This is a genomic window from Ideonella sp., assembly GCF_041918995.1.
Lineage (GTDB): Bacteria > Pseudomonadota > Gammaproteobacteria > Burkholderiales > Burkholderiaceae_C > Ideonella.
Genome location: NZ_JAYRUN010000001.1, coordinates 355225 through 377159, shown reverse-complemented (window position 1 = coordinate 377159; position 21935 = coordinate 355225). Strand labels below are relative to the sequence as shown.

Sequence of the window (21935 nt, the reverse complement as noted above, 5' to 3'; positions counted from 1 at the left end):
GCCCGCCGCAGGGCGTCGATGTCTGCCGTGGCCGCGGCCGCGGAAGGGGAGGGGGAGGGGGTGGGGGCAGACTGGGCGAGGGCCGCGCAGGGGGCGGCCAGGGCGAGCGCAAGGCCCGCGGGCAGAAGCGGATGCATGAAGGGACAACTCCGGACAGGATCGACACGCACTGCCCCCGGGCGCAGGGCGGCCCGGGGGCAGTGAACGGCAGGATCAGGTCGGGAGGGCCGGGGGGGCGCGGCTGAGGTAGGCCGCCGGCGAGCGCGCGCGGCGCCCGGCGGCCAGCGGCGCATCCGGCCGCGCGAACGTGGCCGCGGGTGGTGCGGCCGCGGCCACGGCGTGCGCCAGTGGCGCGGCACCCACGGCCGAGGGCGAGCCCAGGCACACCACGCAGGCACCGAGGGAGTGGCCGGCCTTGCCGCCGCCCTCGGCCGAGCCCGTCTCGCCGAGGTGGCCGATCTCGTGCCAGGCCCCGGCCGCCTGCGCCAGCGGCAGCAGCACGGCCAGCCACACCAGCCAGGGCAGGCCGAGGCGGCGCAGGGTGGGCATCAGGGAGCGGGTGGCAGGCATGCGAGCCGCGGATCATACGGCCGGCCCGCACGAGGCAGGCATCGGGGCGACGCCGGGCCCCGGCTCAGAGCGGCATGGGCGCCGTTTCCTCCACCGTGCGCAGGGGCAGGCGCAGGTGGAAGACCGCGCCGCCTTCGGGCGCGTTGTCGGCGACGATGCTGCCGCCGTGGGCGTCCATGATCTTGCGGCAGATCGCCAGCCCGAGGCCGGTGCCGCCCGAGCCATCCTTGGTGGCGCTCGATTGCACGAAGGCGTCGAACACCTGGTCCAGCTCGGCGGCCGGGATGCCGGGCCCGTGGTCGCGCACGGTGAAGTGGATCTCGGCGGCTGCGTCGGCCGCGCGCTGCGCCGCCGCCGCCTCGACCTCGCCCCGGACCTCCACCACCCCGCCGCGCGGCGAGAACTTCAGCGCATTGGCGAGCACGTTGCGCAGCACCTGCTGGAAGCGCAGCGGGTCCACCTTGGCCACCAGGGGCGCGTCCGCCAGGTGCAGCTCGATGGCCAGGCCGCGCTGGGCGCACTGCGGCGTGAACTCGCGCACCACCTCGCGCGCCAGGCCCCGCAGGTCGGTGCGCTCCAGGTGGAAGGTGCCCACCGTGCTTTCGAGCTTGGCCACGTCGAGCAGGTCGTTGACCAGCGCGAGCATGCGCTGTCCAGCCGAGAGGATGTCGGTGAACAGCATGCGCGCGAAGTCGGGCGAGGGCGGCCGCATCAGGCCGAGCTCGGAGAAGCCGGTGATGGACTGCAGCGGCGTGCGCAGCTCGTGGCTGATGTTGGCGATGAACTCCGACTTCGCACGCGAGGCCTCCTCGGCCGCGTCGCGCGCCTCGCGCGTGGCGCGCTCGGCCTCGTGGAACTCGGTCACGTCGAAGATCGCGTTCAGCACCGCCGGCCGGCCCTGGTCGGCGCCGGGCACCAGCACCTTGGACACCATCACCTCGCGGCGCTGCCCGTCGGCCAGCGTGAGCGTGGTGGCGTAGGAGACCTCGCCGCCCTGCTGCATCAGCCGCGCGTCGTGGGCGTCGTGCACGCTGGCCTGGTCGGTGGGCAGGTACTGGCGCGCCGGCCGGCCCAGCACGTCCTCGCGGCGACGCAGCGTCAGCGCTTCCCACGCCCGGTTGACGCTCAGGTAGCGGCCGTCCGCGTCCAGGATGGACAGGGGCACCGGGCTCACCTCGAGCAGGCGCGCGTTCAACGCGCGCTGCATCTCCAGGTGCTGCTGGGCCTGCCAGGCCTCGGTCACGTCCTGCAGGCTGCCCACGAAGCCGGGTTCGCCGCCCGCCGCGTCCAGCGGGGCCACCGACAGGGCGAAGCGCCGCTTGCCCGTGCCCTGGCCGATGCGCACCTGCACGCTGCGCACGGTGCCGGCGCTGTCCGCAATGAACAGGTCGCGCACGGCACCGCGGTCGGTGCGCACGAAGACATCCGCCAGCGGCTGGTCCATCACGTCGGCCTGCACGACCCCCGTCAGCGCCTCCCAGCGCGGGCTCACGTAGCGCACCACCCCCGCGGCGTCGGTGCGCAGGATGGCCTCGTGCAGGCTGCTCACCAGCACACGCAGCTCGTGCTCCCGGCGTTCCATGCTGGCCCGGGCCTGGCTGAGCGCGCCGCCCACCGCGGCGCGCGCGCGCTGGCTGCGCCAGGCCAGCCAGGTGAGCACGCCGATCAGGGACAGGCCAGGCAGGCCGGCCATCCACAGCGGTCGCACGGCGGCGCGCCATTGCGCCTCAACCAGCCGCTGCGGGCGCTCGACGAAGGCCACGAGCGGAAAGGGCCGCGAGGCCCGGAAGGCGGTGATCTGGGCCTCGCCATCGGCGCCGGCGGCGGTGAAGGTCGCGTGCTCCACGTCGGGCAGGTAGCGGCTGAAGATCGCGTGCGAACGCACGTCGCTGCGGGGCAGCAGGCTGTCCGGCAGCTGCCCGGCGCCGCCCGCCTGGGCGATCAGCACCTGGCCCCGCCAGCTGGCCAGCACGGTGCGCACGCCCGCCTCGGACACGGCCAGGCGCTGGAAGCCCACCAGCGACGCCGGGTTGACCAGGGCCACCATGTGGGCACCGGCGTAGGCGCCTTGGCGCAGCGGATGCACGCAGGGGATGAAGCCCACGGCGCTGCGGTCGACGGTGCCGGGCACATGCCCGCCGGCCGTGAGCTCGGCGAAGTCCTCGAGCTGCCGGCCGGGCAGCCAGCTGCCGATGGCCTCCCCGCGCGCGGGGACCAGCAGGGACAGCGAGACCCGCAGGCCCTCGTCGCCGGGGTGGCTGCTGGCGACCACGCGGCCGTCGGCGTCCACCATCGCGATGGCACGCACGTACGGCAGCGCCACCAGGGCCTGCGTCATGGCCCGGCGCAGGGCCTCGGGCCCGGAGGTTTCCGCCACGCTGGCCAGGCCCCCGAGGGCTGCGCTGGTGGCCTCGAAGCTGCGCGTGGCATGGTCCTCCAGCACGCGGGCCAGCAGCTCCGAGCGGTCCGTCTCGCGCTCCACCAGGCCGACGCGTTCTTCCCACGCCCGCCAGCCGAGCGCGGCCAGCACGATCAGGCCCAGCAGCACGCCCACCAGCAGGGCGCTGCCCCCACGGGCCGCGACGATGCGCGCCAGCCAGCCGGCCGGCTCGTGGGTCTCGGGCGGCGGGGGAAACGGCGCGGGGGCGGGCGCGCCCGACGGCGGCGGGGGGCGGAGCATCAGCGCAGGACGATGGGCAGCAGGCCGTGGCGGCGGGCGGCGGCCTCGAGCCGGCCGTCCTGCTGCACGCGCTGGACGAAGGCGTCCACGGTGGCGTGCCAGGCGTCGTCGCCGGGGCGCACCGCGTAGGCGTAGGGCAGCACGTGGAAGGGCTGGGGCGGCGCGATCAGCTGCGCCCACTCCGCGTTGTCGAGCAGGCGGCGGCTGTAGGGGTAGTCGGTCATGAACACGTCGATGCGGCCGGCCTCCAGCTCACGCTCGCGGGTCGCTGGTGGCTTGATCGACACCACGCGCGCGCGCTTGAGCCGCTCGGTCATCACCGGCTCCATGAACGTGCCGGCCTGCACACCCACGGCCACCCCGGGCTGGTCGATGTCGGCCCACTGGCGCACGGCGGACGAGCCTTTCATCGTGACGGCGTAGATGTCGCTCTGCAAGTAGGGCCGGCTGAAGCGCAGGACCTCTCGACGCTGGGGCAGCATGCCCACCGCGAACATCGCCACGTCGCAGCGCTGTTCCAGCAGGTCGGCCACCAGCGTGGGGAAGGACGAATCCACGTACTGCAGCTTCACGCCGAGATCGGCCGCGAAGGCGGCGGAGAGCTCGATGTCCAGCCCGCTCAGCGCCCCGGTGCGGGGGTGGCGGTAGGTGATGCCGTAGTAGTCGGGCCAGATGCACACGCGCACGCCGCGCTGGCCCAGCACGCGCTCGAGCACGGGGCCGGCCAGGGCGGGGGCGGGCATGGCCGCCCAGGCGGCCAGCGTGGCGGCGCATCCGAGCCAGGCGATGCGGGCGGTCAGGTGGTGCAGGGCCATGGGTCAGTTCCAGTGGGCGCGCTGCGCGGGCCAGAGGTCCTCGCGCGACAGGGGTTCCCGGTGCACATGCTCGATCAGGTGCGCCACCGTCAGCCCGTCGAGGATCAGGCGCTGGCGCAGCGCCAGCAGCTCGTCGAAATGCTGCAGCACCGTGCCCGCCACCCGGGGGTCGAAGGCCCGGCCGACTTCCGCCTCGATCATCTCGCGCACAGGCATCGGTGCCATCGCCGCACGGTACACGCGGTCCATCAGCAGCGCATCGAAGCAATCCACCACGGCGACGATGCGCGCGGCCAGCGGGATGTGGTGGCCGGCGATGCCGCGCGGGTACCCGCGGCCGTCATAGCGCTCGTGGTGGCCGCCGGCGATGTCGGCCGCCATGCGGAACAGCGGCACGCGGGAATTGCCCAGGATGCGTGCGCCGATCTCGGCATGGCGGTTCATCACCTGGCGTTCCTCGGGATCCAGCGGCCCGGGCTTCTTCAGCACGCTGTCGGGGATGCCGATCTTGCCCACGTCGTGCATGGGGGCGGCCTTGCGCAGCAGCTTGGCGAAACCGGGCCGCTCGCCCATCAGGGTGGCCACGCGCTCGGCCAGGAACCCGATGCGCACCACGTGCTCGCCGGTGTCGTCGTCCTTGAACTCGGCGGCCAGGCTCAGGCGCAGCACCGATTCATAGTGCGCGCGCGATGCCTCGGCCAGGGCGTCGTTGCGCTCCTGGTACAGGCGGGCCAGGTCGTGCAGCATGCGTTCCATCTGGGCCGACGGGCCGCCAGGAAAGACGCTGCCGCCCACGTCGTCGTCCAGCTCCACCGGGCGCGTGGGCGGCAGCGGCCGCTCCAGGATGTCCACGGCGGATTCGTCGGGCTCGGCGCTTCGGTCGCCGCCCTGGGGGCGTCCGGGCGGGCTCATGCCGACACCCCCAGCTGGTCAACCAACTGCAGCAGCGTCAGGGGGCTGAAGGGCTTCACCACGTACTCGTCCGCGCCGGCCGCCAGGCCCGCGGACCGGTCGGCGCTGCTGCCGCGGGCCGTCAGCAGCACCACGCGGGTGTGCGCCAGTGCCGGCTCGGCCTTCAGGCGCCGGCAGGTCTCCAGGCCGTCCATGCCGGGCATCATCACGTCCAGCAGGACGATGTCCGGCTTCCACTGCCGTGCCGCCTCCAGGCCGATGCGGCCATCCACGGCCTCCATGATCTGGTGGTCCTCGAACTCCAGGGTGAGTCGCACCAGCCGGCGGATGTCCGGGTGGTCGTCGATGATCAGGATCTTGCTCATGTGTGCTCCGGTGTCATTTATATCATATCGGGCGCGGAAGCCCGGCTTCCCTGGGGCCGTGCGGCTTTGTATGGCGGTGTGAAGTGATAAAATTCGCATGTCGACGGGAGCACGCCCCACACAGAAGATGAGCCAGAACGACACCACCTACTCCACGCTGGAAGCGGCCCGCCTGCTGGGCATGGCCGTGCGCTCGGTGCAACTCATGGTCGACCGGGGCGAGTTGCAGGCCTGGAAGACCCCGGGCGGCCACCGGCGCATTGCCGGCACCTCGCTCGAGGCCGTGCTGCGTGCGCGCGGCAAGGCCGGGCTGCCGGCGCCGACCCCGCAGGGCGCCGCGGATGGCGGCGCGGGCGTGCGGCCGGGCAGCCGCCCGCGCGTGCTGCTGATCGAGGATTCGGTGCACTTCCAGAACCTCGTCCGGCTGCTGGTGGCACGCCACTTCCCCGAGGTCGAGCTGCATGTCGCGTCCGACGGCATCGCGGGGCTGGCGATGTGCGGCCAGCTGCAGCCGCAGGTGCTGCTGGTGGACGTGCTGCTGCCCGGCATCGATGGTGCGACGCTCATCACCAGCCTGCGCTCGCAGCCGCAGTTCGCCACCAGCCGTCTGATCGTCGTCACCTCGCTCGACGAGGCGGGCCGCGCGCCCTACGCCTTTGCCCTGCAGGGGCTGCCCCTGGTCCACAAGCCGCAACTGGCCCTGGAACTGCCGGGCCTGCTGCGGGCGGCGCTGCAGGGCGCGGGATGACCGCGCCCCCGCCCCGGGTGCTGCTGGTGGAGGACGATGCCTCCATCGCCCGCTTCGTGCAGATGGCCACGGCCGACATGCCCCTGCGCCTGGACACGGTCGCCTCAGTGTCGGCCGCGCGCGACGCCCTGGCCGCGGAGCCGGCGGCGCTGGTGATGACGGACCTCATGCTGGGCGGCGAGTCCGGGCTGGCGCTGCTGCAGACGCTGCACGCCCAGCCGGCGCTGCGCGCCGGGGCCCGCCTCGTCGTCTTCAGCGCCGGACTCACGGAGGCGGTGCGCCGCAGCCTGGAGGGCATGGACGTGTGGCGCGTGCTGGGCAAGCCGGCCTCCCTGGCGGCGCTGCGCGGCTGCATCGAGGAGGCGCTGGCGGCCGGTCCCGCCCCCGTTCCCGCCGCCGCGCCGGCGGTGCCAGTGGTCCCGGTGGTGCCGATCGTCGGCGGGCCGTCGCCGCGCACGCTGGCGCTGCAGCGCTTCGGCGGGGATGCGGCCCTGTTCGACGCCTACCGGGCGGGCTGCCTGGCGCAGTTCACCCACGACCTGGCCGAGGGCGACGATGCCGCCGCCCAGGGTAACGTGCCGGTGCTGCACCACCTGGGCCATGCGCTGAAATCGGTGCTGCGGCTCATCGGCGAGGAGCCGGCGGCCGACGACGCGGCGGCGCTGGAGCGCGCCGGCGCGGCCGGCGACGCGGCGACGGCCCGGGCCGGCTGGGCCGCCGTGCGGGCCACCCTGGTCCGGTTGCTGGCCGAGGACGCCGGCGCGGGCGGCTGATCCGCCGGCGTGCCGAGGCAGTCGGTGACACCTGTCGCACGGGGCTGACACCTCGGCGCCCGCGCGGCCATGCGCCTGGCCGCACACTGGGCGCATGCACCTGCCCATCCCCCGCCGCGCGGCCGCCACCGCCCTGCTGGCGCTCGCCGCCGCCGCCCCGCCGACCACGCACGCCCAGGCCTGCCCGCCGGAACTGCCCGTGCAGGGCGCGCCGCCGCCGCTGCCGGTCTTCCCGGCCGACAACTGGTGGAACACCGACATCCGCAGCGCGCCGGTCGACCCCGACTCGGCCCGCTACATCGCCTTCATCGACAACGGCGGCACGCGCCGCCTGCACCCCGACTTCGGCGGTGAGGTCAGGCCGGGCAGCGTGAAGGTCTACGGCTTTCCCTATGCCATCGTGGGCGGCAGCCAGCCCCTGCAGACGGTGCGTTTCCTGTATGCCGACGAGAGCGACGGCGTGGACCACGACACCGGCAAGTCCTATCCCTTCTACCCGCTGCCGGACGAGGCCATCACGCAGCCGCACTGGGTGGAGGGCGGCGCCCCGGCCGAGGTGGACCAGCGCCGGCGCAACGACCGCCACCTCCTGGTGATCGACTGCGCCAACCGCCACCTCTACGAGCTCTACAACGTGTGGTTCAACACCGCGAAGGGGCAGTGGCGCGCCGGCTCGGGCGCCTTCTTCGACCTGACCCGCAACGACCGCCGGCCCGAAGGCTGGACCAGCGCGGACGCGGCGGGCCTGGCGATCTTCCCGGGGCTCGTGCGCCACGACGAGGCCTGGAACGATGCGGTGCCGGAGATCACCCATGCCTTCCGGGTCACCGTGCGCGCCACCAACGGCCACGTGTACCCCGCCTCGCACACGGCAGGCAGCACGCCCGGGGCGCTGCCCATGGGTGCCCGGCTGCGCCTGAAGCAGACGGTGAACGGCCAGGACCCGGTGAACCGCACGAACGACCCCCACCTGCGCAAGATCTTCCGTGCCATGCAGCGGCACGGCCTGATCGTGGCCGACAACGGGTCGGACATGTACATCAGCGGCACCTTCGACGTGCGCTGGGACAACGACGTGCTCAACCCCGGCTTCGCCCTGCTGTCCGCGAGCGACTTCGAGGTGGTCCGCCTGGGGTGGCGTCCGGGCGTCCCCTGAGGGATCGACCGCCCCGCGCCGTGTTAAGGTGCAGGCGGGATGCCGTGGAGGGTATCCCGCCGTCAGCCCACCCCCGGCGCCCGATGTCCCGCAGTACCCCATCCGACGCCCACCCGGCCCCCGACCTCGCCCGTCGACTGCTCGACGCGCTGCCGCCCATGGTGGCCTACTGGGACAGCGACCAGCGCTGCCGCTTCGCCAACCAGGCCTACAAGACCTGGTTCGGCGCGGACCCCGACCGCATGCTGGGCATGCACATCTCCGAGCTGCTCGGGCCCCGGCTGTATGCGCTCAACCGGCCCTACATCGAGCGGGCGCTGGCCGGCCAGCGGCAGGACTTCGAGCGCGCCATCCCCGGCCCCGACGGCCGCGTGCGCCACAGCCTGGCCACCTACCTGCCCGACGTGGTGGGCGGCCAGGTCGAGGGCTTCATGGTCCATGTGTCGGAAGTCACGCCGCTCAAGGAGGCGCAAGCCGCGCTGAGTGGCCAGGCCGACCAGGCCCTGCGCGCCCACCGGGCCTTGCAGGAGGCGCAACGGCTCGGGGGCATCGGCAGCTGGGAGTACGACGCAGTGAGCGGCGTGTCCGTGTGGTCGGACGAGCTGTGTCGGATCTATGGCCTGCCGGCCGGCACGCGCCCCCCGCCGCTGGGCCAGCGGGCCCACATGTTCACCCCCGACAGCGCCCGGCGCCTGCAGGAGGTGGTGGCGCACTCCATGGCGTCCGGCGAACCGTACACCATCGAGCTGGAGATCATCCAGTCCTCGGGCGAGCACCGCTGGATCGAAGGACGCGGCGAGGTCGTCCGCGCGAACGACGGCCATGTGACGGGCCTGCGCGGCACCGCGCTGGACATCACCTGGCGGCGACAGACCGAGCAGGCCAGGCTGCAGCTCGCCGTGGCCGAGGCGGCCAGCCGCAACAAGTCCCAGCTGCTGTCCCGCGTGAGCCATGAGCTGCGCACGCCGCTGAACGCCATCCTCGGGTTCACCGAGCTGTGCCGGCGCCAGGCCGGCGACCAAGCCCCCCTCGCGGACTGGCTGCTGCACATCGCCAATGCGGGCCAGCACATGCTGCGCCTGGTCGACGAGATCCTCGACACCGCCGCCGCGGAGGCGGGGCGGCTGCCGCTGGCGTTGGAGGCGGTGCGCCTGCAGGACGTGCTGCCCGACAGCCTGGCCGGCGTGGGGCCGCAGGCCCAGGCGGCCGGCCTGCACGTGCAGGCGCCGGCGTCGCAGGCACTGGCGCTGCGGGTGCGCGCCGACCGCCGTCGGCTGCGCCAGGTGATCGACAACCTGCTGTCCAATGCCGTCAAGTACACACCGCGGGGCGGCCGCGTGGACCTGGACGCGCAGGCCACTGGCGACGAGGTGGTGCTGCGCGTCTGCGACACCGGGCCCGGGCTGGACGAGGCGCAGATGCAGCAGCTGTTCGAGCGCTTCAGCCGCCTGGGTGCGCAGCGCCTGGGGGTGCCGGGCACCGGCCTCGGGCTGGCGCTCTCGCGCACCTTGGCCGAGGCCATGGGCGGCCGGCTGGACGCCCACAGCCGCCCGGGCGAAGGCTGCGTGTTCGAGCTGCGGCTGCCGGCGGCCTCAGGCGACGCGGCGTGACAGCCGCACGGGCTGCACGCCCGGGCCGTCGGCCGTGAGCGTGCGCGCGCGCAGCTGGCCGCAGCCGCCGTCCACGTCCTGGCCGGCGGAGTGGCGCAGCTTGGTGAGCACGCCGGCGCGGTGCAGGGTGCGGGCCATCTCGGCGGCGCGCTCCCAGCTCGGGCGGCGCCAGGGCAGGCCGTCCACCGTGTTGTACGGGATGAGGTTGAGCACCACGCGGCGCCCGGCCAGCAGCCGCTGCAGGGCCTGCAGCTCGTCGTCGCCGTCGTTCACGCCCTCGATCAGCGTCCACTGCAGCTGCAGCGGGTAGTCGGTGGCGTCGGCGTAGGCGCAGGCCAGCGCCACCAGCTCGTCGGGCGCGATGCGCGGGGCACGCGGCAGCAGCTGCTCGCGCAGCGCCGGCCGGGTGGTGTGCAGCGACAGCGCCAGGGCCGGCTTCACGCGGCCCTGCGGCAGGCGCTCGAACGCGCGCCGGTCACCCACCGTGCTGAAGACGATCTGCTTGTGCGCCAGGCCGCCGGCCGTGCCGAGCAGGTCGATGGCGTCCAGCACCTCGTCGAGGTTGTGCGCCGGCTCGCCCATGCCCATGAAGACCACCTTGCGCACCGGCTGCCGCTGCCGCGCCAGCGCCACCTGCGCCACGATCTCGGCGCTGCCCAGCTGGCGCAGCAGGCCGTCGCGGCCGGTCATGCAGAAGCCGCAGCCCACCGCGCAGCCCACCTGCGTGGACACGCACACGCCCTCGCGCGGCAGCAGCACGCTTTCCACCGTCTGCCCGTCGGCCAGCGCCACCAGCAGGCGGGCGGAACCGTCCTCGCCCGGGTGCTCGGACACCACGCGGGCCAGCGCCGCCAGCTCCGCCTCCAGCGCGGGCAGGGCCTCGCGCAGCGTGCGCGGCAGGAAGCTCTCCACCGGCCGGCTGCCGCTGTCCTGGGGCAGCGCGTTCGACCACAGGCGCAGCACGCGCTCCGCATGCTTGGGGTTGGCGCCCAGCGCGGCCAGGCGCGTGCGCAGGTCGGCGATGCGGTGCGCCGGCGCCGCCACGGGCATCGTCATGTGGCCGCCTCCACCACCATCTGCAGGCGCTGCTGGCCCTGGAACTCGTCCACCGACAGGCGGTAGGCCAGGCGCACGCGGGCGGGCAGCGGCTCGGCATGGCCGAACCAGATGGCGTCACGCAGCTGGCCCTGGTGCTTCACGCGCAGCTTCAGGTGCTTCTCGCCCACGAGACGCTGCTGAACCACCTCCACCTCGTCGCAGAACACCGGCGCCTCGAAGCCCTGGCCCCAGACCTCGGCGTCCAGGCGCTGCACCGTGTCGACGGTGAAGTACTCCAGCGGCAGCGGGCCGTCGGTGGCGATCTGGCGGCGCAGCGCCGCGGGGGCCAGCCACTCGCGTGCCACCGCCTGCAGCGCGGCGTCGAAGGTGTCCACGTCCTCCTCGGCCAGCGTGCAGCCCGCGGCCATGGCGTGGCCGCCGAACTTGCGCAGCAGCCCGGGGTGGCGCTTGCTCACCAGGTCCAGCGCGTCGCGCAGGTGGAAGCCGGGGATCGATCGCCCCGAGCCCTTGAGCCAGCCGTCCTGGCCCAGCGCGAAGACGAAGGTGGGGCGGTGCAGCCGGTCCTTCATGCGGCCGGCCACGATGCCGACCACGCCCTCATGGAACTCGGGGTCGAACAGCACCAGCGCGGCCGGCGGCTCGCCTTCCGGCATGAGCGTGTCCAGCAGGGCCTCGGCCTGCAGGCGCATGCCGGACTCCACCTCGCGCCGCTCGCGGTTGATGGCGTCCAGCATCTGCGCGAGCTCGGTGGCGCGCGCCGGGTCGTCGGTGGTCAGGCACTCGATGCCCAGCGTCATGTCGGCCAGGCGGCCGGCGGCGTTGATGCGCGGGCCGAGGGCGAAGCCGAAGTCGAAGGCCGACGCCCGCGCGGGCTGGCGCGAGGCCGCCGCGAAGAGCGCGGCCACGCCCGGCTGCATGCGCCCGGCGCGGATGCGCCGCAGGCCCTGGGCCACCAGGCGGCGGTTGTTGGCGTCGAGCTTCACCACGTCGGCCACGGTGCCCAGCGCGACGAGGTCGAGCAGGGCGTCCAGGCGCGGCTGGCCGGCGGCGTCGAAACGGCCACGGGCGCGCAGCTCGGCGCGCAGCGCGAGCAGGGTGTAGAACATCACGCCCACGCCGGCCAGGCACTTGCTCGGGAAGGCGCAGGCCGGCTGGTTGGGGTTCACGATCACGTCGGCCTCGGGCAGCCGCACCTGGCCGTCCACCACCGCGGGCAGGTGGTGGTCGGTCACGAGCACCTGCATGCCCAGCGCGCGGGCGTGCGCCACGCCCTCCAGGCTGGCGATGCCGTTGTCCACGGTGACCAGCAGGTCGGGTGCCTGGACGCGGGCCAGGTCCACCAGGGTGGGCGTGAGGCCGTAGCCGTGGATCTGCCGATCGGGCACCAGGTAGGCCAGCGTGCCGGGTGCGGCGCCCAGCATGGCCAGGCCGCGCAGGGCCACGGCGCAGGCGGTGGCGCCGTCGCAGTCGTAGTCGGCGATCACGCAGATGCGCCGGCCCTGGCCGATGGCATCGGCCAGCAGGCGCGCGGCGGCTTCGGTGCCGTGCAGGTGGGCGGGCGGCAGCAGGTGGGTGAGGCCGTCGTCCAGCTCGGCCGCGCTGGCGATGCCGCGGGCGGCGAACAGGCGGGCCAGCAGCGGGTGCACGCCGCCTTGCTCCAGGGCGAAGGCGGTGCGCGGCGGCACGTCGCGGACGAGCAGGGTGGGCGTGGACATGGGCTACCAGAGCAGGGTCAGAGGGCCGCCAGCCAGCGGGCCGGGTCGTCGCGCCGCGGCGCCAGGGGGCCACGCTGCCACCACGGGCGGCCCCGGCCGGCGCCGGCCGTGTCGAAGACCTGGGCATGGCGCTCGCCGCACAGCGTGAGCCGCACCGGCTCGCCGGCCTGTGCGCGGGCCAGCAGGCCGGCGACGGCGCCGGCGTCGAGCGCGGCCCATGCCTCGGCCCAGGCGGTCCAGTCCTCGGCCAGTGCGGGGGCGCGCAGGCCGTCCGCCACCATCACGTCGCCGCCGGCCGCGGCGGGCGCGGGCGTGCCGGTACCGCTGAGCCAGAAGGAATTCACCGGCAGCTGCCCGGCGGCCTCGCGCGCCTCGTTCAGCGGCTGGCGGTGCAGCAGCATCTGCGCCTCGGCCTGCAGCCGGCGCACGGTGCGCGCGGCCGGGTCGCTGCCCAGCCACAGGTCGACGCTGCGGCCGATCACGCGGTCGGCCGAGGCGGTGGGCAGCGTGGCCAGGCTGGGGTGGCGGGCATACCAGCGCGTGGCGGCGCCCCAGTGCAGGCGCCAGCCATCCTCGTCGAACAGCGGCGCCAGGGCGTCGAACAGGGTGCGGGCGTCCGCCTCGTCCAGGGCCAGGTCGGCCGGGTTGGCGAGCGACACATGCTCGGCGCCGACGTGCCAGCTGGCCGGGGCCAGCAGGGCCCAGCCCATGGCGGGCTCGTCGTCCACGGGCAGGCCATCGGCGCGCGCGGCGTCGGCGCCCCAGGGCAGCAGGCCGTCCGGCGCATCCGGCCAGCCGCGGGCGCGGGCGAGCGCGCGCTCGTGCGGCGGCGTCAGGCTGAACTCGTCGCCCTCCAGGCGCTCGGCCGGCGCCAGCCGCGCCAGCAGGCGCTCCAGGGCGGGCCACTGCAGCGTGGACAGCGCCGCTCCCGCCGCGGGCGAGAGGGCGGACGCGAACGGAACCACCAGGTGCATCGCCGGATTATCCCGTGCGCCGCCGCGGCCGCCCGGGGGGCAGCAGGTAGCATGCCGCCCTTATGGGACTTCTTTCCAGGCTGCCCTACGAGTGGCAGATCGGCTGGCGCTACACGCGCGCCGGCCGGGCCGGGCGCAGCAACGGCTTCATCTCCTTCATCTCCTTCGTCTCCATCGTGGGCATCGCGCTGGGCGTGATGGCGCTCATCGTGGTGCTCAGCGTGATGAACGGCTTCCAGAAGGAAGTGCGCGACCGCATGCTCTCCGCCGTGGCGCACGTGGAGGTGATGCCGGCCTACGGCGGCGCCCTGTCGGACTGGCCCGCGCTGGCGGCGCGGGTGAAGCAGGATCCGGCGGTGGTCGCCGCGGCACCGTACGTGTCGGTGCAGTCGCTGCTGGCGCGTGGCGAGGACATGCGCGGCGTGGTGGTGCGCGGCGTGCTGCCCGAGGCCGAGCCCGGCATCACCGACCTCGGCGCGAAGCTGCAGGCCGACGGCACCCTGGCCGAGCTGCAGCCCGGCCAGTGGCGCATCGTGCTGGGCGCCGAGCTGGCGCGCGCGCTGGGCGTGCGGCGGGGCGACCCGGTCACCGTCATCGCGCCGGGCGGCCAGGTGACGCCGGTGGGCGTGAACCCGCGCCTGAAGCAGTTCACCGTGGCCGGCATCTTCAGCGTGGGCCACTACGAGTACGACTCGGGCATGGCGCTGATCCACCTGGACGACGCGGCCCGCCTGTACCGCACGGAGGGGCCCACCGGCGTGCAGCTGAAGCTGGCCGACGTGCACCAGGCACGCGACGTGGGGCTGCGCCTGGGCATGGCGCTGGGGCCCGAATGGCGCGTGCGCGACTGGACCCGCAGCAACGCCGTGTGGTTCGACGCGGTGCAGGTGGAAAAGCGCATGATGTTCATCATCCTCACGCTCATCGTGGCGGTGGCGGCGTTCAATCTGGTGTCCACGCTGGTGATGACGGTGACGGACAAGCGCGCCGACATCGCCATCCTGCGCACCATCGGCGCCAGCCCGCGCTCCATCATGGGCATCTTCGTGGTGCAGGGCGCCACGGCCGGCATCGTGGGCACGGCCGCCGGTGTGGGCCTGGGCCTGCTGCTGGCGCTGAACATCGACGTCATCGTGCCGGCCATCGAGCGCGCGCTCGGCGTGGCCTTCCTGCCCAGCAGCCTGTACCTCATCAGCAAGATGCCCAGCGACCCGCGGGCGTCGGACATCGTGCCCATCGGCGTCATCTCGCTGGTGCTGGCCTTCCTGGCCACGCTCTACCCCAGCTGGCGCGCCAGCCGGGTCAACCCGGCGGAGGCGCTGCGCTATGAGTGACGCCACGTCGGCCGTGATCGAGGCGCGCGGCCTGCACAAGCGCTTCCACGAGGGCCCGCTCGACGTGCACGTGCTGCAGGGCGTGGACCTCACCGTGCCGCGCGGCGAGACGCTGGCCATCGTGGGCGCCTCCGGCTCCGGCAAGAGCACCCTGCTGCATCTGCTGGGCGGGCTGGACGCGCCCACCCGCGGCACCGTGCAGCTCATGGGCCGGCCGCTGCAGGACATGGGCGCGGCCGAGCAGGGCGCCTGGCGCAACCGGCACCTCGGCTTCGTCTACCAGTTCCACCACCTGCTGCCCGAGTTCAGCGCGCTGGACAACGTGGCCATGCCGCTGCGCATCCGGCGCGAGCCGGTGGCTGCGGCGCGCGAGCGGGCCCGCCAGGCGCTGGCCGAGGTGGGCCTGGGCGAGCGCGTGCAGCACCGGCCGGGCGAGCTTTCCGGCGGCGAACGCCAGCGTGTGGCCCTGGCGCGCGCGCTGGTGGCCGACCCGGCCTGCGTGCTGGCCGACGAGCCCACGGGCAACCTGGACCGCGACACCGCCGACCGCGTGTTCGCCCTCATGCTGGCCCGCGCCCGCGAGCGCGGGCTCGCCTTCGTGCTGGTGACGCACGACACCGCGCTGGCGGCCCGCTGCGACCGGCAGATCCGGCTCGACGCCGGCCGCCTGGTGGAGGGCTGACGCGGTGCGCCTGGGCGGCTGGGAGGACATCCACCCGCTGGCGATCATCGTCCCGGTGACGGTGGCCATCGTGCTGCTGTTCATCCGCATCTTCGTGCTCATGCGCATGCGCGACCGCCGCCTGCGCGAGAACCGGCAGGAGACCGAGCGGCTGCGCTCGCTGGTGGTGGCGTACCGGGCCCTGGCCGGCTCCTTCACCCCCGCCGGCCCCGAGCACCGCAGCCAGGTCGAGGAGGCCTTGGCCGATGTGGTGCTGTTCGGCACCGTGCGCCAGGTGGAGCTGGCGGCGGCCTGCGCGCGCGCCCTCGTGGCGCAGGAGCCGGTGGACGCGTCCGCGCTCATCGCCGAGCTGCGCGCTGACCTGCGCCAGCAGCTGGGCCTGGAGCCCATCCCCGACAGCGTGGAGCTGCCGCCCGCCGGCCCGGGCCGCCCGCCACGCGGCGGCGCGCGGCTTGCCGGGGAGGGCGGGGAGGCGCGTGCACACAGCCGCTGGCGCCCGCCCTGACCGCCCCGCCGCCCCCCATGTGGACCGACACCCACTGCCACCTCGACGCCCGCGAGTTCGACGCCGACCGTGACGCGGTGGTGGCCCGCGCGGCCGCGGCAGGCGTGCGCATGCAGGTGCTGCCCGCCGTGGAGGTGGGCAACTTCGCCACCGTGCGTGCGCTGGCACACCGCCATGGGCTCGCCTATGCCCTGGGCATCCACCCGATGTGCGTCATGCAGGCGCGCGACGAGGACCTGGACCGCCTGCGTGATGCGCTGCGCGAGGCGCGCGACGACCCGCGCCTGGTGGCCGTCGGCGAGATCGGGCTGGACGGCTTCGTGCCCGGGCTGGACATGGCGACGCAGCAGCGCTTCTTCACCGAGCAGCTGAAGATCGCCCGCGACGCCGGCCTGCCCGCGCTGCTGCACTCGCGCCGCGCCGCCGACCCGGTGCTGGCCGGCCTGCGCCGCATCGACACGCCCGGCGGCATCGCCCACGCCTTCAATGGCAGCCGGCAGCAGGCCGACACCTTCGTGGCGCTGGGCTACCGGCTCGGCTTCGGCGGCGCCATGACGCACGAGCGGGCGCTGAACATCCGCCGCCTGGCCGCCGAGGTGGCGGACGCGGCCCCGGTGCTGGAGACCGATTCGCCGGACATCGCGCCGCAGTGGCTGTACAAGACCGCCGCGCAGCGCGCCGCGGGGGCCACCATGCGCAACGAGCCGGCCGAGCTGGCGCGCATCGCCGACACGCTGGCGGACCTGCGCGGGTGGACGCGCGAGGCGACCGCGCAGCGCGTGCGCGCCAACACGCTGGCGGCCCTGCCGCGGCTGGCGGCGCTGCTCGACTGACCCGGCCGCCGCCGGCTCAGGCGATGCGCAGCGGGATCGTCACCGGCCCGTCGTTGACCAGGTGCACCTGCATGTCCGCGCCGAACTCGCCCGTGGCCACCACGGGGTGCGCGGCGCGGGCGCGCGCCACCAGCAGGTCGTAGAGCGCCCGGCCCTGGGCCGCCGGGGCGGCGCCGGTGAAGCTGGGGCGGTTGCCGCCGGAGACGTCGGCCGCCAGGGTGAACTGCGAGACGATGAGCAGGCCGCCCGGCGTGCCGCGGCCGTCCAGGTCCTGCACGCTGCGGTTCATCTTGCCGGCATCGTCGCTGAAGATGCGCAGCTTGAGCAGCTTGGCCAGGAAGCGCTCCACCTGCGCCTGGGTGTCGGCCGGCTCGGCGCAGGCCAGCACCAGCAGGCCCGGGCCGATGGCGCCCACGGTGCGCCCGGCGATGTCGACGCGCGCCTCGCGCACGCGCTGGATCACGCCGATCACCGCGGCACCTCCTGCCCGCCGGGAGCGGGCTCGCCGTGGGCGTACTGGCTTTCCACGCCCACGGGCAGCAGCTGGATGCTGGCCCGCAGGCCGGGCACCGCCCCGGTGAGCGCCTGTTCGACCTCGTTGCGCAGCCCGGCAGCGCGTTGCAGCGTCCAGTCGGCCGGCAGGTGCATGTGCAGGTCGGCAAAGCGGCGGGCACCGGCCCGGCGGGTGGCCAGGTGGTCGAAGCGGGCCGGCCCGCGGCGCGCCTGCGCGTGCAGCACCTCCTCGATGGCGCGCAGGTGTTCGGGCTCCAGGGCATGGTCCATCAGCCCGTGCGCGGACCGGCTGACCAGCGACGCCCCTTCGCGCAGGATGTTCAGGGCCACGGCCAGGGCGCACAGCGGGTCCAGCCACTGCCACCCGGTGGCCATGACGGCGAGCAGCCCCGCCACGACGCCGGCCGAGGTCCACACGTCGGTGAACAGGTGGCGCGCGTCGGCCTCGAGCGCGATGGAGTGGTGCTGGCGGGCGGTGCGCAGCATGCCCCAGGCCAGCAGGCCGTTGATCACCGAGCTCAGCACCGACAGCCCGAGGCCCAGGCCCAGGGCCTCCAGCGGCTGGGGGTTCAGCCAGCGGTGCACCGCGGCCGCGGCGATGCCGAGCGCGGCCGCGATGATGAGCACGCCCTCGAAGCCGCTGGAGAAGTATTCGGCCTTGTGGTGCCCGAACGGGTGGTCCTCGTCGGGCGGCTGGGCGGCCACCGTCACCATGGCCAGCGCGAACACGGCGCCGGCCAGGTTGACCAGCGATTCCAGGGCATCGGACAGCAGGCTCACCGAGTCGGTGAGCCACCAGGCGCCCGTCTTCAAGGCAATGGTCGCGAGCGCCGCAGCGACAGACAGTTTCAAGTACGTGGCGACCTGCATCGCGCCATTGTCGCCGGCTGCACTACAGTCTTCGAGGGCGACGGGGGCAGGCGCGCCGCTTGCTCCGCGCCGCTCGCGGCTGTCCGTGAAGGAGAACAACCATGAAACCTCGTATGCGTGTGATGTCGTGGGCCCTGGTGGCGAGCCTCAGCTTCGCCGGGGGGCTGCAATCGGCCCAGGCCGGTGTGATCGGTGCGGAGCAGCTGTCGTCCGCCACCGCGGCCACCGCCCCGGCGCCGGAAGGCAGCGCGCGTGACGCGCTGATGCGCCACTTCGAGCGTGCCGATGTGCAGGCCGCCCTGCAGGAGCGCGGTGTCGACATGGCCCAGGCGCACGCCCGCGTGGCCGCGCTCACCGACGCCGAGGCCCAGCTGCTGCTCGACCAGATCGACAGCGCGCCCGCGGGCGCCAGCGACATCCTCGGTGTGCTGCTGTTCGTGTTCGTGCTGCTGCTGGTCACCGACATCCTCGGCCTGACCAAGGTGTTCCCGTTCACCCGCTCCACGCGCTGAACGCTCCCCTCGGCGCCGCCCTGCCATGAGCCTGCACCGCCGTGCCTGCCTGCGGGCAGCCGCGGTGGCGCCCGCGCTGGGGGTGCTGGCGGGCCTGGGCGGGTTGGGCGGCTGCGCCTCGCTGGCCGCGCCCATGAGCGACGCGCTGCGGCGGGCGCCGCCGACGGGCCTGCCGCGCCGTGTCGCGCTGGACGTGCCCTTCGTCGCCCAGGACGACGAGCTCTGCGGCCCGGCCACGCTGGCCATGCTGCTGGGTGCGGCCGGCCTGCCCGGCGACCTGGCCACGCTGACACCGCAGGTCTACCTGCCGGGCCGGCAGGGCAGCCTGCAGATCGAGATGCTGGCCGCCACGCGTCGCCATGGCGCGCTGGCGTTCACGCTGCCGCCCCGCCTGGAGGCGCTGTGCGCCGAGCTGGCCGCCGGGCGGCCCGTGGGCCTGCTGCTGAACCTGGCGCTGCCGGTGCTGCCGCGCTGGCACTACGCCGTGCTCACGGGCTACGACCTCGACGCCTGCACGGCCCGCCTGCACAGCGGCCGGCAGGGCGCGCAGGGGTGGCCGCTGGCCACGCTGGAGCACACCTGGACGCGCGCCGGCGCCTGGGCCCTGGTGGCGCTGCCACCCGGCCGCTGGCCGGTGGCCGCCACCGCGGACACCGCCGTGGCCGCGGTCGCCGCGTTCGAGCGCGGCGCCGGTGCCGGCGCGCCGGGGCCCGGGCTGGCCTGGCGCAGCGCCACGCAGCGCTGGCCGCAGTCACTGGGCCCGGTGCTGGGCCTGGCCAACTGGCACCTGTCCCGCGACGAGCTGGCCGATGCCGCGGCGCTGCTCGAGCGCGCGACGGGGCAGCACGACAGTGCGGTGGCGTGGAACAACCTGGCGGTGGTGCAGGCACGCCAGGGCCGGCGTGCGGCGGCGCGTGCCTCGATCGAACAGGCCGAGCGCCGGGCACGCGAGGCCGAGCCGCGCTGGCTGCCGGAGATCGCCGCCACGCGGCGCGAGTGGCAGCTCTGAGCGTGCCGGCGGGCGGCTGCGCCGCGTCAATCCGGCGTGACATCCGCCCGCGCCGCGGCGGAACACTCCACCGATAATTCGCCGTTTAGCGCCAGCGAGCCCCCGCCGCCCCATGCCCGACGCCCCTCAGGGCCCGCCCGTCGGCGGTCCGCACGACGACGAGATCCTGGCCCTGCCGGCCGGTACCCGCTTCGGCGAGCTGGAGATCGTCCGCACCATCGGCGTGGGCGGCTTCGGCATCGTCTACCTGGCACGCGACCATGTGCTGCAGCGTGTCGTGGCGCTCAAGGAGTACATGCCCGCCGAGCTGGCGCGGCGCGGCCTGCAGCAGGAGGTGACGCTGCGGTCCCCCGCGGCCGCCGAGGCCTTCGAGGCGGGGCGGCGCTCGTTCAACAACGAGGCGCGCCTGCTGGCCCGCTTCGACCACCCGTCGGTGCTCAAGGTCTACCGCTTCTGGGAAGCGAACGGCACCGCCTACATGGCCATGCCCTACCTGCCGGGCCGCACGCTCAAGGCCTGGCGCGAGTCACTGGCGGGGCCGCCACTGCAGGCCCAGACGCTCGCCGTCATGCTGCCGGTGCTGGACGGCCTGGCGCACCTGCACGCCGAAGGCATCCTGCACCGCGACATCTCGCCGGACAACATCCTGCTGCCCGACGGGGGCGGGGACCCGGTGCTGCTGGACTTCGGCGCGGCGCGGCGCGCCATCGGCGAGCGCACGCAGACGGTGGCCACCATCCTCAAGCCGCGTTTCGCGCCGATCGAGCAGTACGGCGAGGAAGACGGCCTGCGCCAGGGGCCCTGGACGGACCTGTACGCCCTGGGCGCGGTCCTGCACTACCTGCTGCTCGGCCATCCGCCCCCGCAGGCCACGGCGCGCGCGGTGGCCGACAGCTACCAGCGCCTGGCCGACCGCGGCGTGCCGGGCTGGTCGCGGCCGGCCCTGGCCGCCATCGACTGGGCGCTCGCCGTGCGGCCGGGTGACCGGCCGGCCAGTGCGCAGGCGCTGGTCGACGCGTTGCGCGGCGAGCGCCTGGCGCCCGACGCGGCCGCGGCGCCCGCCGAGCCGGCGGCCACGCCGCCCGACGAAGGCGACACCGACCACGTGCCGACCGTGTTGCTGGAGCTGGACACCGTGGCCGCCGTGCCGGCGGAATCCACCGTGCCCATCGACCCGGCACGCGCCGCGGCCGCCCGCCGCCGCGCCGCGTCACGCACGCCACGGCGCGACCGTCGCCAGTGGGGGCTGGCGGGCATCGCGGCCGCCGCCGTGGTGGCGCTGGTCTGGTCGTGGCCGCATCGGCGGGACGAATTGCCGTTGGAGATGCAGGAGGAGCCGCTGGCCACCGTGCCGGCGGCCGCCCCCCCGGAGGCGGACGCGCGGGAGGCCGCGTCCGGGGACACGGCCTCGTCCGGCGGTGACGCGGCGGCGTCCGCGGGGCCGGCAGGGCCCGGAATGCCCGCGGGTGCAGGGGCTGCAGGGGCTGCCGGGGCCGCAGGGGGCCCGGGCGGCCCCGCGTCGGCACGGGTGGGCATGTCGCCGGGCAAGCCGGAGCCGGTGTGGACAGGCAGCCCGCCCGGGCCGGCACCTGCCGGGCCGGTGGCGCCCGCCCCGGCCCCGGCGCGGCGGGTGGCGGCCAGCCCGTCCGATGCGTGTGCCGGCGAAAGCGTGCTGCTGAGGTGGCGCTGCATCGAGCAGCGCTGCAACGAGCCGGCGTGGCAGGCGCATGCCGAATGCCGCACCGGCGAAGGGCGCCGCGCGGGCTCGCGCAACGCCAGCTGAGCCGCGGGCGCGGCCCGGCGCTCAGGGGGCTCAGCGGCCGGCGATGCCCAGCAGTTCCACGTCGAAGTGCAGCGTCGCGTTGGGCGGGATGACCCCGCCGGCGCCCTTGGCGCCATAGGCGATGCCCGGCGGGCAGACCAGCTTGGCCTTGCCGCCGACCTTGATCTTCTGCACACCCTCGGTCCAGCAGGGGATGACGCGATTGAGCGGGAACTCGGCCGGCTGGCCGCGGGTGTAGGAGCTGTCGAACTCCTTGCCGTCGGGGAAGGTGCCGCGGTAGTGCACCTTGACGGTGTCGGTGGCGGCCGGGGCGGGCCCCGCGCCTTCCTTGAGGTGGCGGATGACCAGGCCGCTGGGCCAGGTCTGGCTGCCATCGGGTGCCACCACCGGCTGCGGCGCGCCGGGCGCCATGGCGGTGGCGGAGGATGGCTCCACCTGGGCCTGCGCGGCCAGGCCGCCGATGGCGGCTACGAGGATGAGGACGGACGTGAGTCGGATGCGGTTCATCGGGATCTCC

The 21935-nt window shown here is 74.7% G+C and carries 22 protein-coding genes; 11 read left to right on the top strand and 11 right to left on the bottom strand.

The genetic code is table 11. The features are described 5' to 3' along the window. Positions 1–213 precede the first annotated feature (213 nt). From ACE3UN_RS01770 to ACE3UN_RS01750, 5 genes are all read right to left on the bottom strand, one after another. The gene (locus ACE3UN_RS01770) at positions 214–549 is read right to left on the bottom strand and encodes a hypothetical protein (RefSeq protein WP_374673179.1); all 336 of its coding nucleotides are present in this window, start codon (positions 547–549) and stop codon (positions 214–216) included. A gap of 85 nt (positions 550–634) precedes the next feature. Beyond that, positions 635–3250 (bottom strand): PAS domain S-box protein, encoded by a 2616-nt coding sequence (locus tag ACE3UN_RS01765; RefSeq protein ID WP_374673178.1) that lies wholly within the window; start codon positions 3248–3250, stop codon positions 635–637. After that, the gene (locus tag ACE3UN_RS01760; RefSeq protein WP_374673177.1) at positions 3250–4065 is read right to left on the bottom strand and encodes an ABC transporter substrate-binding protein; all 816 of its coding nucleotides are present in this window, start codon (positions 4063–4065) and stop codon (positions 3250–3252) included. Before ACE3UN_RS01760 ends, ACE3UN_RS01765 begins: the two co-directional genes overlap by 1 nt. Before the next feature lie 3 nt (positions 4066–4068). Beyond that, the gene (locus tag ACE3UN_RS01755; RefSeq protein ID WP_374673176.1) at positions 4069–4977 is read right to left on the bottom strand and encodes an HD-GYP domain-containing protein; all 909 of its coding nucleotides are present in this window, start codon (positions 4975–4977) and stop codon (positions 4069–4071) included. Next, entirely contained in the window at positions 4974–5342 is a 369-nt protein-coding gene (locus ACE3UN_RS01750) for a response regulator transcription factor (protein ID WP_374673175.1), read from the bottom strand. The genes ACE3UN_RS01755 and ACE3UN_RS01750 overlap by 4 nt, the downstream gene beginning before the upstream one ends. 127 nt (positions 5343–5469) lie before the next feature. Here ACE3UN_RS01750 and ACE3UN_RS01745 point away from each other — a divergent pair, with 127 nt between their 5' ends. The 4 genes from ACE3UN_RS01745 to ACE3UN_RS01730 all read left to right on the top strand — a co-directional run bounded on the left by ACE3UN_RS01745 (position 5470) and on the right by ACE3UN_RS01730 (position 9629). Further along, positions 5470–6090, top strand: a complete 621-nt coding sequence (locus ACE3UN_RS01745) for a response regulator (RefSeq protein ID WP_374673174.1) — start codon at positions 5470–5472, stop codon at positions 6088–6090. Then, positions 6087–6863: a response regulator gene (locus tag ACE3UN_RS01740; protein WP_374673173.1), complete on the top strand. Its 777-nt coding sequence runs from the start codon at positions 6087–6089 to the stop codon at positions 6861–6863. The genes ACE3UN_RS01745 and ACE3UN_RS01740 overlap by 4 nt, the downstream gene beginning before the upstream one ends. 94 nt (positions 6864–6957) lie before the next feature. Then, positions 6958–8019 carry a hypothetical protein gene (locus ACE3UN_RS01735; RefSeq protein ID WP_374673172.1) on the top strand — a complete coding sequence of 354 codons (1062 nt, stop codon included), beginning with the start codon at positions 6958–6960 and terminating at the stop codon, positions 8017–8019. An 83-nt stretch (positions 8020–8102) separates the two neighbouring features. Further along, on the top strand, positions 8103–9629 hold the full coding sequence (locus ACE3UN_RS01730) for an ATP-binding protein (RefSeq protein WP_374673171.1): 1527 nt from the start codon (positions 8103–8105) through the stop codon (positions 9627–9629). On the opposite strand, the gene ACE3UN_RS01725 is transcribed toward ACE3UN_RS01730, so the two are convergent. Genes ACE3UN_RS01725 through ACE3UN_RS01715 form a run of 3 tightly spaced genes read right to left on the bottom strand, consistent with a single transcriptional unit; the run spans position 9612 to position 13377 of the window. Beyond that, positions 9612–10685, bottom strand: a complete 1074-nt coding sequence (locus ACE3UN_RS01725; protein WP_374673170.1) for an RNA methyltransferase — start codon at positions 10683–10685, stop codon at positions 9612–9614. The two genes, ACE3UN_RS01730 and ACE3UN_RS01725, sit on opposite strands and share 18 nt — an antisense overlap. Beyond that, complete coding sequence (recJ, locus tag ACE3UN_RS01720; RefSeq protein WP_374673169.1) at positions 10682–12403, bottom strand: single-stranded-DNA-specific exonuclease RecJ; 1722 nt, start codon at positions 12401–12403, stop codon at positions 10682–10684. The genes ACE3UN_RS01725 and recJ overlap by 4 nt, the downstream gene beginning before the upstream one ends. A gap of 17 nt (positions 12404–12420) precedes the next feature. Next, positions 12421–13377, bottom strand: a complete 957-nt coding sequence (locus ACE3UN_RS01715) for a hypothetical protein (RefSeq protein ID WP_374673168.1) — start codon at positions 13375–13377, stop codon at positions 12421–12423. A 62-nt stretch (positions 13378–13439) separates the two neighbouring features. Here ACE3UN_RS01715 and ACE3UN_RS01710 point away from each other — a divergent pair, with 62 nt between their 5' ends. Genes ACE3UN_RS01710 through ACE3UN_RS01695 form a run of 4 tightly spaced genes read left to right on the top strand, consistent with a single transcriptional unit; the run spans position 13440 to position 16731 of the window. After that, entirely contained in the window at positions 13440–14711 is a 1272-nt protein-coding gene (locus ACE3UN_RS01710; protein ID WP_374673167.1) for a lipoprotein-releasing ABC transporter permease subunit, read from the top strand. Then, positions 14704–15393: an ABC transporter ATP-binding protein gene (locus tag ACE3UN_RS01705; RefSeq protein WP_374673166.1), complete on the top strand. Its 690-nt coding sequence runs from the start codon at positions 14704–14706 to the stop codon at positions 15391–15393. Before ACE3UN_RS01710 ends, ACE3UN_RS01705 begins: the two co-directional genes overlap by 8 nt. 4 nt (positions 15394–15397) lie before the next feature. Beyond that, positions 15398–15898: a preprotein translocase subunit YajC gene (locus ACE3UN_RS01700; protein WP_374673165.1), complete on the top strand. Its 501-nt coding sequence runs from the start codon at positions 15398–15400 to the stop codon at positions 15896–15898. Between the two features lie 17 nt (positions 15899–15915). After that, entirely contained in the window at positions 15916–16731 is an 816-nt protein-coding gene (locus ACE3UN_RS01695; RefSeq protein WP_374673164.1) for a TatD family hydrolase, read from the top strand. 16 nt (positions 16732–16747) lie between these two features. Here the strand turns inward: ACE3UN_RS01695 and dtd are convergent, their stop codons facing one another. Together dtd and ACE3UN_RS01685 are read right to left on the bottom strand one after the other, a co-directional pair. Next, a complete protein-coding gene (gene dtd / locus ACE3UN_RS01690; protein WP_374673163.1) occupies positions 16748–17203 on the bottom strand; it encodes a D-aminoacyl-tRNA deacylase in 456 nt (151 codons plus the stop codon). After that, the gene (locus tag ACE3UN_RS01685) at positions 17200–18114 is read right to left on the bottom strand and encodes a cation diffusion facilitator family transporter (protein WP_374673162.1); all 915 of its coding nucleotides are present in this window, start codon (positions 18112–18114) and stop codon (positions 17200–17202) included. Before ACE3UN_RS01685 ends, dtd begins: the two co-directional genes overlap by 4 nt. A 101-nt stretch (positions 18115–18215) precedes the next feature. Between ACE3UN_RS01685 and ACE3UN_RS01680 the strand changes: the two genes are divergently transcribed. The 3 genes from ACE3UN_RS01680 (at position 18216) to ACE3UN_RS01670 (ending at position 21418) form a co-directional block, all read left to right on the top strand. Beyond that, positions 18216–18626, top strand: a complete 411-nt coding sequence (locus ACE3UN_RS01680; RefSeq protein WP_374673161.1) for a PA2779 family protein — start codon at positions 18216–18218, stop codon at positions 18624–18626. Between the two features lie 25 nt (positions 18627–18651). After that, positions 18652–19635, top strand: a complete 984-nt coding sequence (locus ACE3UN_RS01675; RefSeq protein WP_374673160.1) for a PA2778 family cysteine peptidase — start codon at positions 18652–18654, stop codon at positions 19633–19635. Between the two features lie 112 nt (positions 19636–19747). Continuing rightward, positions 19748–21418, top strand: a complete 1671-nt coding sequence (locus ACE3UN_RS01670) for a serine/threonine-protein kinase (protein ID WP_374673159.1) — start codon at positions 19748–19750, stop codon at positions 21416–21418. Between the two features lie 30 nt (positions 21419–21448). Here ACE3UN_RS01670 and ACE3UN_RS01665 read toward each other — a convergent pair whose 3' ends face one another. Beyond that, positions 21449–21925 (bottom strand): FKBP-type peptidyl-prolyl cis-trans isomerase, encoded by a 477-nt coding sequence (locus ACE3UN_RS01665; RefSeq protein ID WP_374673158.1) that lies wholly within the window; start codon positions 21923–21925, stop codon positions 21449–21451. Positions 21926–21935: the final 10 nt, after the last annotated feature.

What these genes read in the sequence shown, in the direction of transcription:
- ACE3UN_RS01770 (WP_374673179.1), bottom strand. Translation starts at nt 549, where the DNA reads ATGCCCACCCTGCGCCGCCTCGGCCTGCCCTGGCTGGTGTGGCTGGCC.
- ACE3UN_RS01765 (WP_374673178.1), bottom strand. Translation starts at nt 3,250, where the DNA reads ATGCTCCGCCCCCCGCCGCCGTCGGGCGCGCCCGCCCCCGCGCCGTTT.
- ACE3UN_RS01760 (WP_374673177.1), bottom strand. Translation starts at nt 4,065, where the DNA reads ATGGCCCTGCACCACCTGACCGCCCGCATCGCCTGGCTCGGATGCGCC.
- ACE3UN_RS01755 (WP_374673176.1), bottom strand. Translation starts at nt 4,977, where the DNA reads ATGAGCCCGCCCGGACGCCCCCAGGGCGGCGACCGAAGCGCCGAGCCC.
- ACE3UN_RS01750 (WP_374673175.1), bottom strand. Translation starts at nt 5,342, where the DNA reads ATGAGCAAGATCCTGATCATCGACGACCACCCGGACATCCGCCGGCTG.
- ACE3UN_RS01745 (WP_374673174.1), top strand. Translation starts at nt 5,470, where the DNA reads ATGAGCCAGAACGACACCACCTACTCCACGCTGGAAGCGGCCCGCCTG.
- ACE3UN_RS01740 (WP_374673173.1), top strand. Translation starts at nt 6,087, where the DNA reads ATGACCGCGCCCCCGCCCCGGGTGCTGCTGGTGGAGGACGATGCCTCC.
- ACE3UN_RS01735 (WP_374673172.1), top strand. Translation starts at nt 6,958, where the DNA reads ATGCACCTGCCCATCCCCCGCCGCGCGGCCGCCACCGCCCTGCTGGCG.
- ACE3UN_RS01730 (WP_374673171.1), top strand. Translation starts at nt 8,103, where the DNA reads ATGTCCCGCAGTACCCCATCCGACGCCCACCCGGCCCCCGACCTCGCC.
- ACE3UN_RS01725 (WP_374673170.1), bottom strand. Translation starts at nt 10,685, where the DNA reads ATGACGATGCCCGTGGCGGCGCCGGCGCACCGCATCGCCGACCTGCGC.
- recJ (WP_374673169.1), bottom strand. Translation starts at nt 12,403, where the DNA reads ATGTCCACGCCCACCCTGCTCGTCCGCGACGTGCCGCCGCGCACCGCC.
- ACE3UN_RS01715 (WP_374673168.1), bottom strand. Translation starts at nt 13,377, where the DNA reads ATGCACCTGGTGGTTCCGTTCGCGTCCGCCCTCTCGCCCGCGGCGGGA.
- ACE3UN_RS01710 (WP_374673167.1), top strand. Translation starts at nt 13,440, where the DNA reads ATGGGACTTCTTTCCAGGCTGCCCTACGAGTGGCAGATCGGCTGGCGC.
- ACE3UN_RS01705 (WP_374673166.1), top strand. Translation starts at nt 14,704, where the DNA reads ATGAGTGACGCCACGTCGGCCGTGATCGAGGCGCGCGGCCTGCACAAG.
- ACE3UN_RS01695 (WP_374673164.1), top strand. Translation starts at nt 15,916, where the DNA reads ATGTGGACCGACACCCACTGCCACCTCGACGCCCGCGAGTTCGACGCC.
- ACE3UN_RS01685 (WP_374673162.1), bottom strand. Translation starts at nt 18,114, where the DNA reads ATGCAGGTCGCCACGTACTTGAAACTGTCTGTCGCTGCGGCGCTCGCG.
- ACE3UN_RS01680 (WP_374673161.1), top strand. Translation starts at nt 18,216, where the DNA reads ATGAAACCTCGTATGCGTGTGATGTCGTGGGCCCTGGTGGCGAGCCTC.
- ACE3UN_RS01675 (WP_374673160.1), top strand. Translation starts at nt 18,652, where the DNA reads ATGAGCCTGCACCGCCGTGCCTGCCTGCGGGCAGCCGCGGTGGCGCCC.
- ACE3UN_RS01670 (WP_374673159.1), top strand. Translation starts at nt 19,748, where the DNA reads ATGCCCGACGCCCCTCAGGGCCCGCCCGTCGGCGGTCCGCACGACGAC.
- ACE3UN_RS01665 (WP_374673158.1), bottom strand. Translation starts at nt 21,925, where the DNA reads ATGAACCGCATCCGACTCACGTCCGTCCTCATCCTCGTAGCCGCCATC.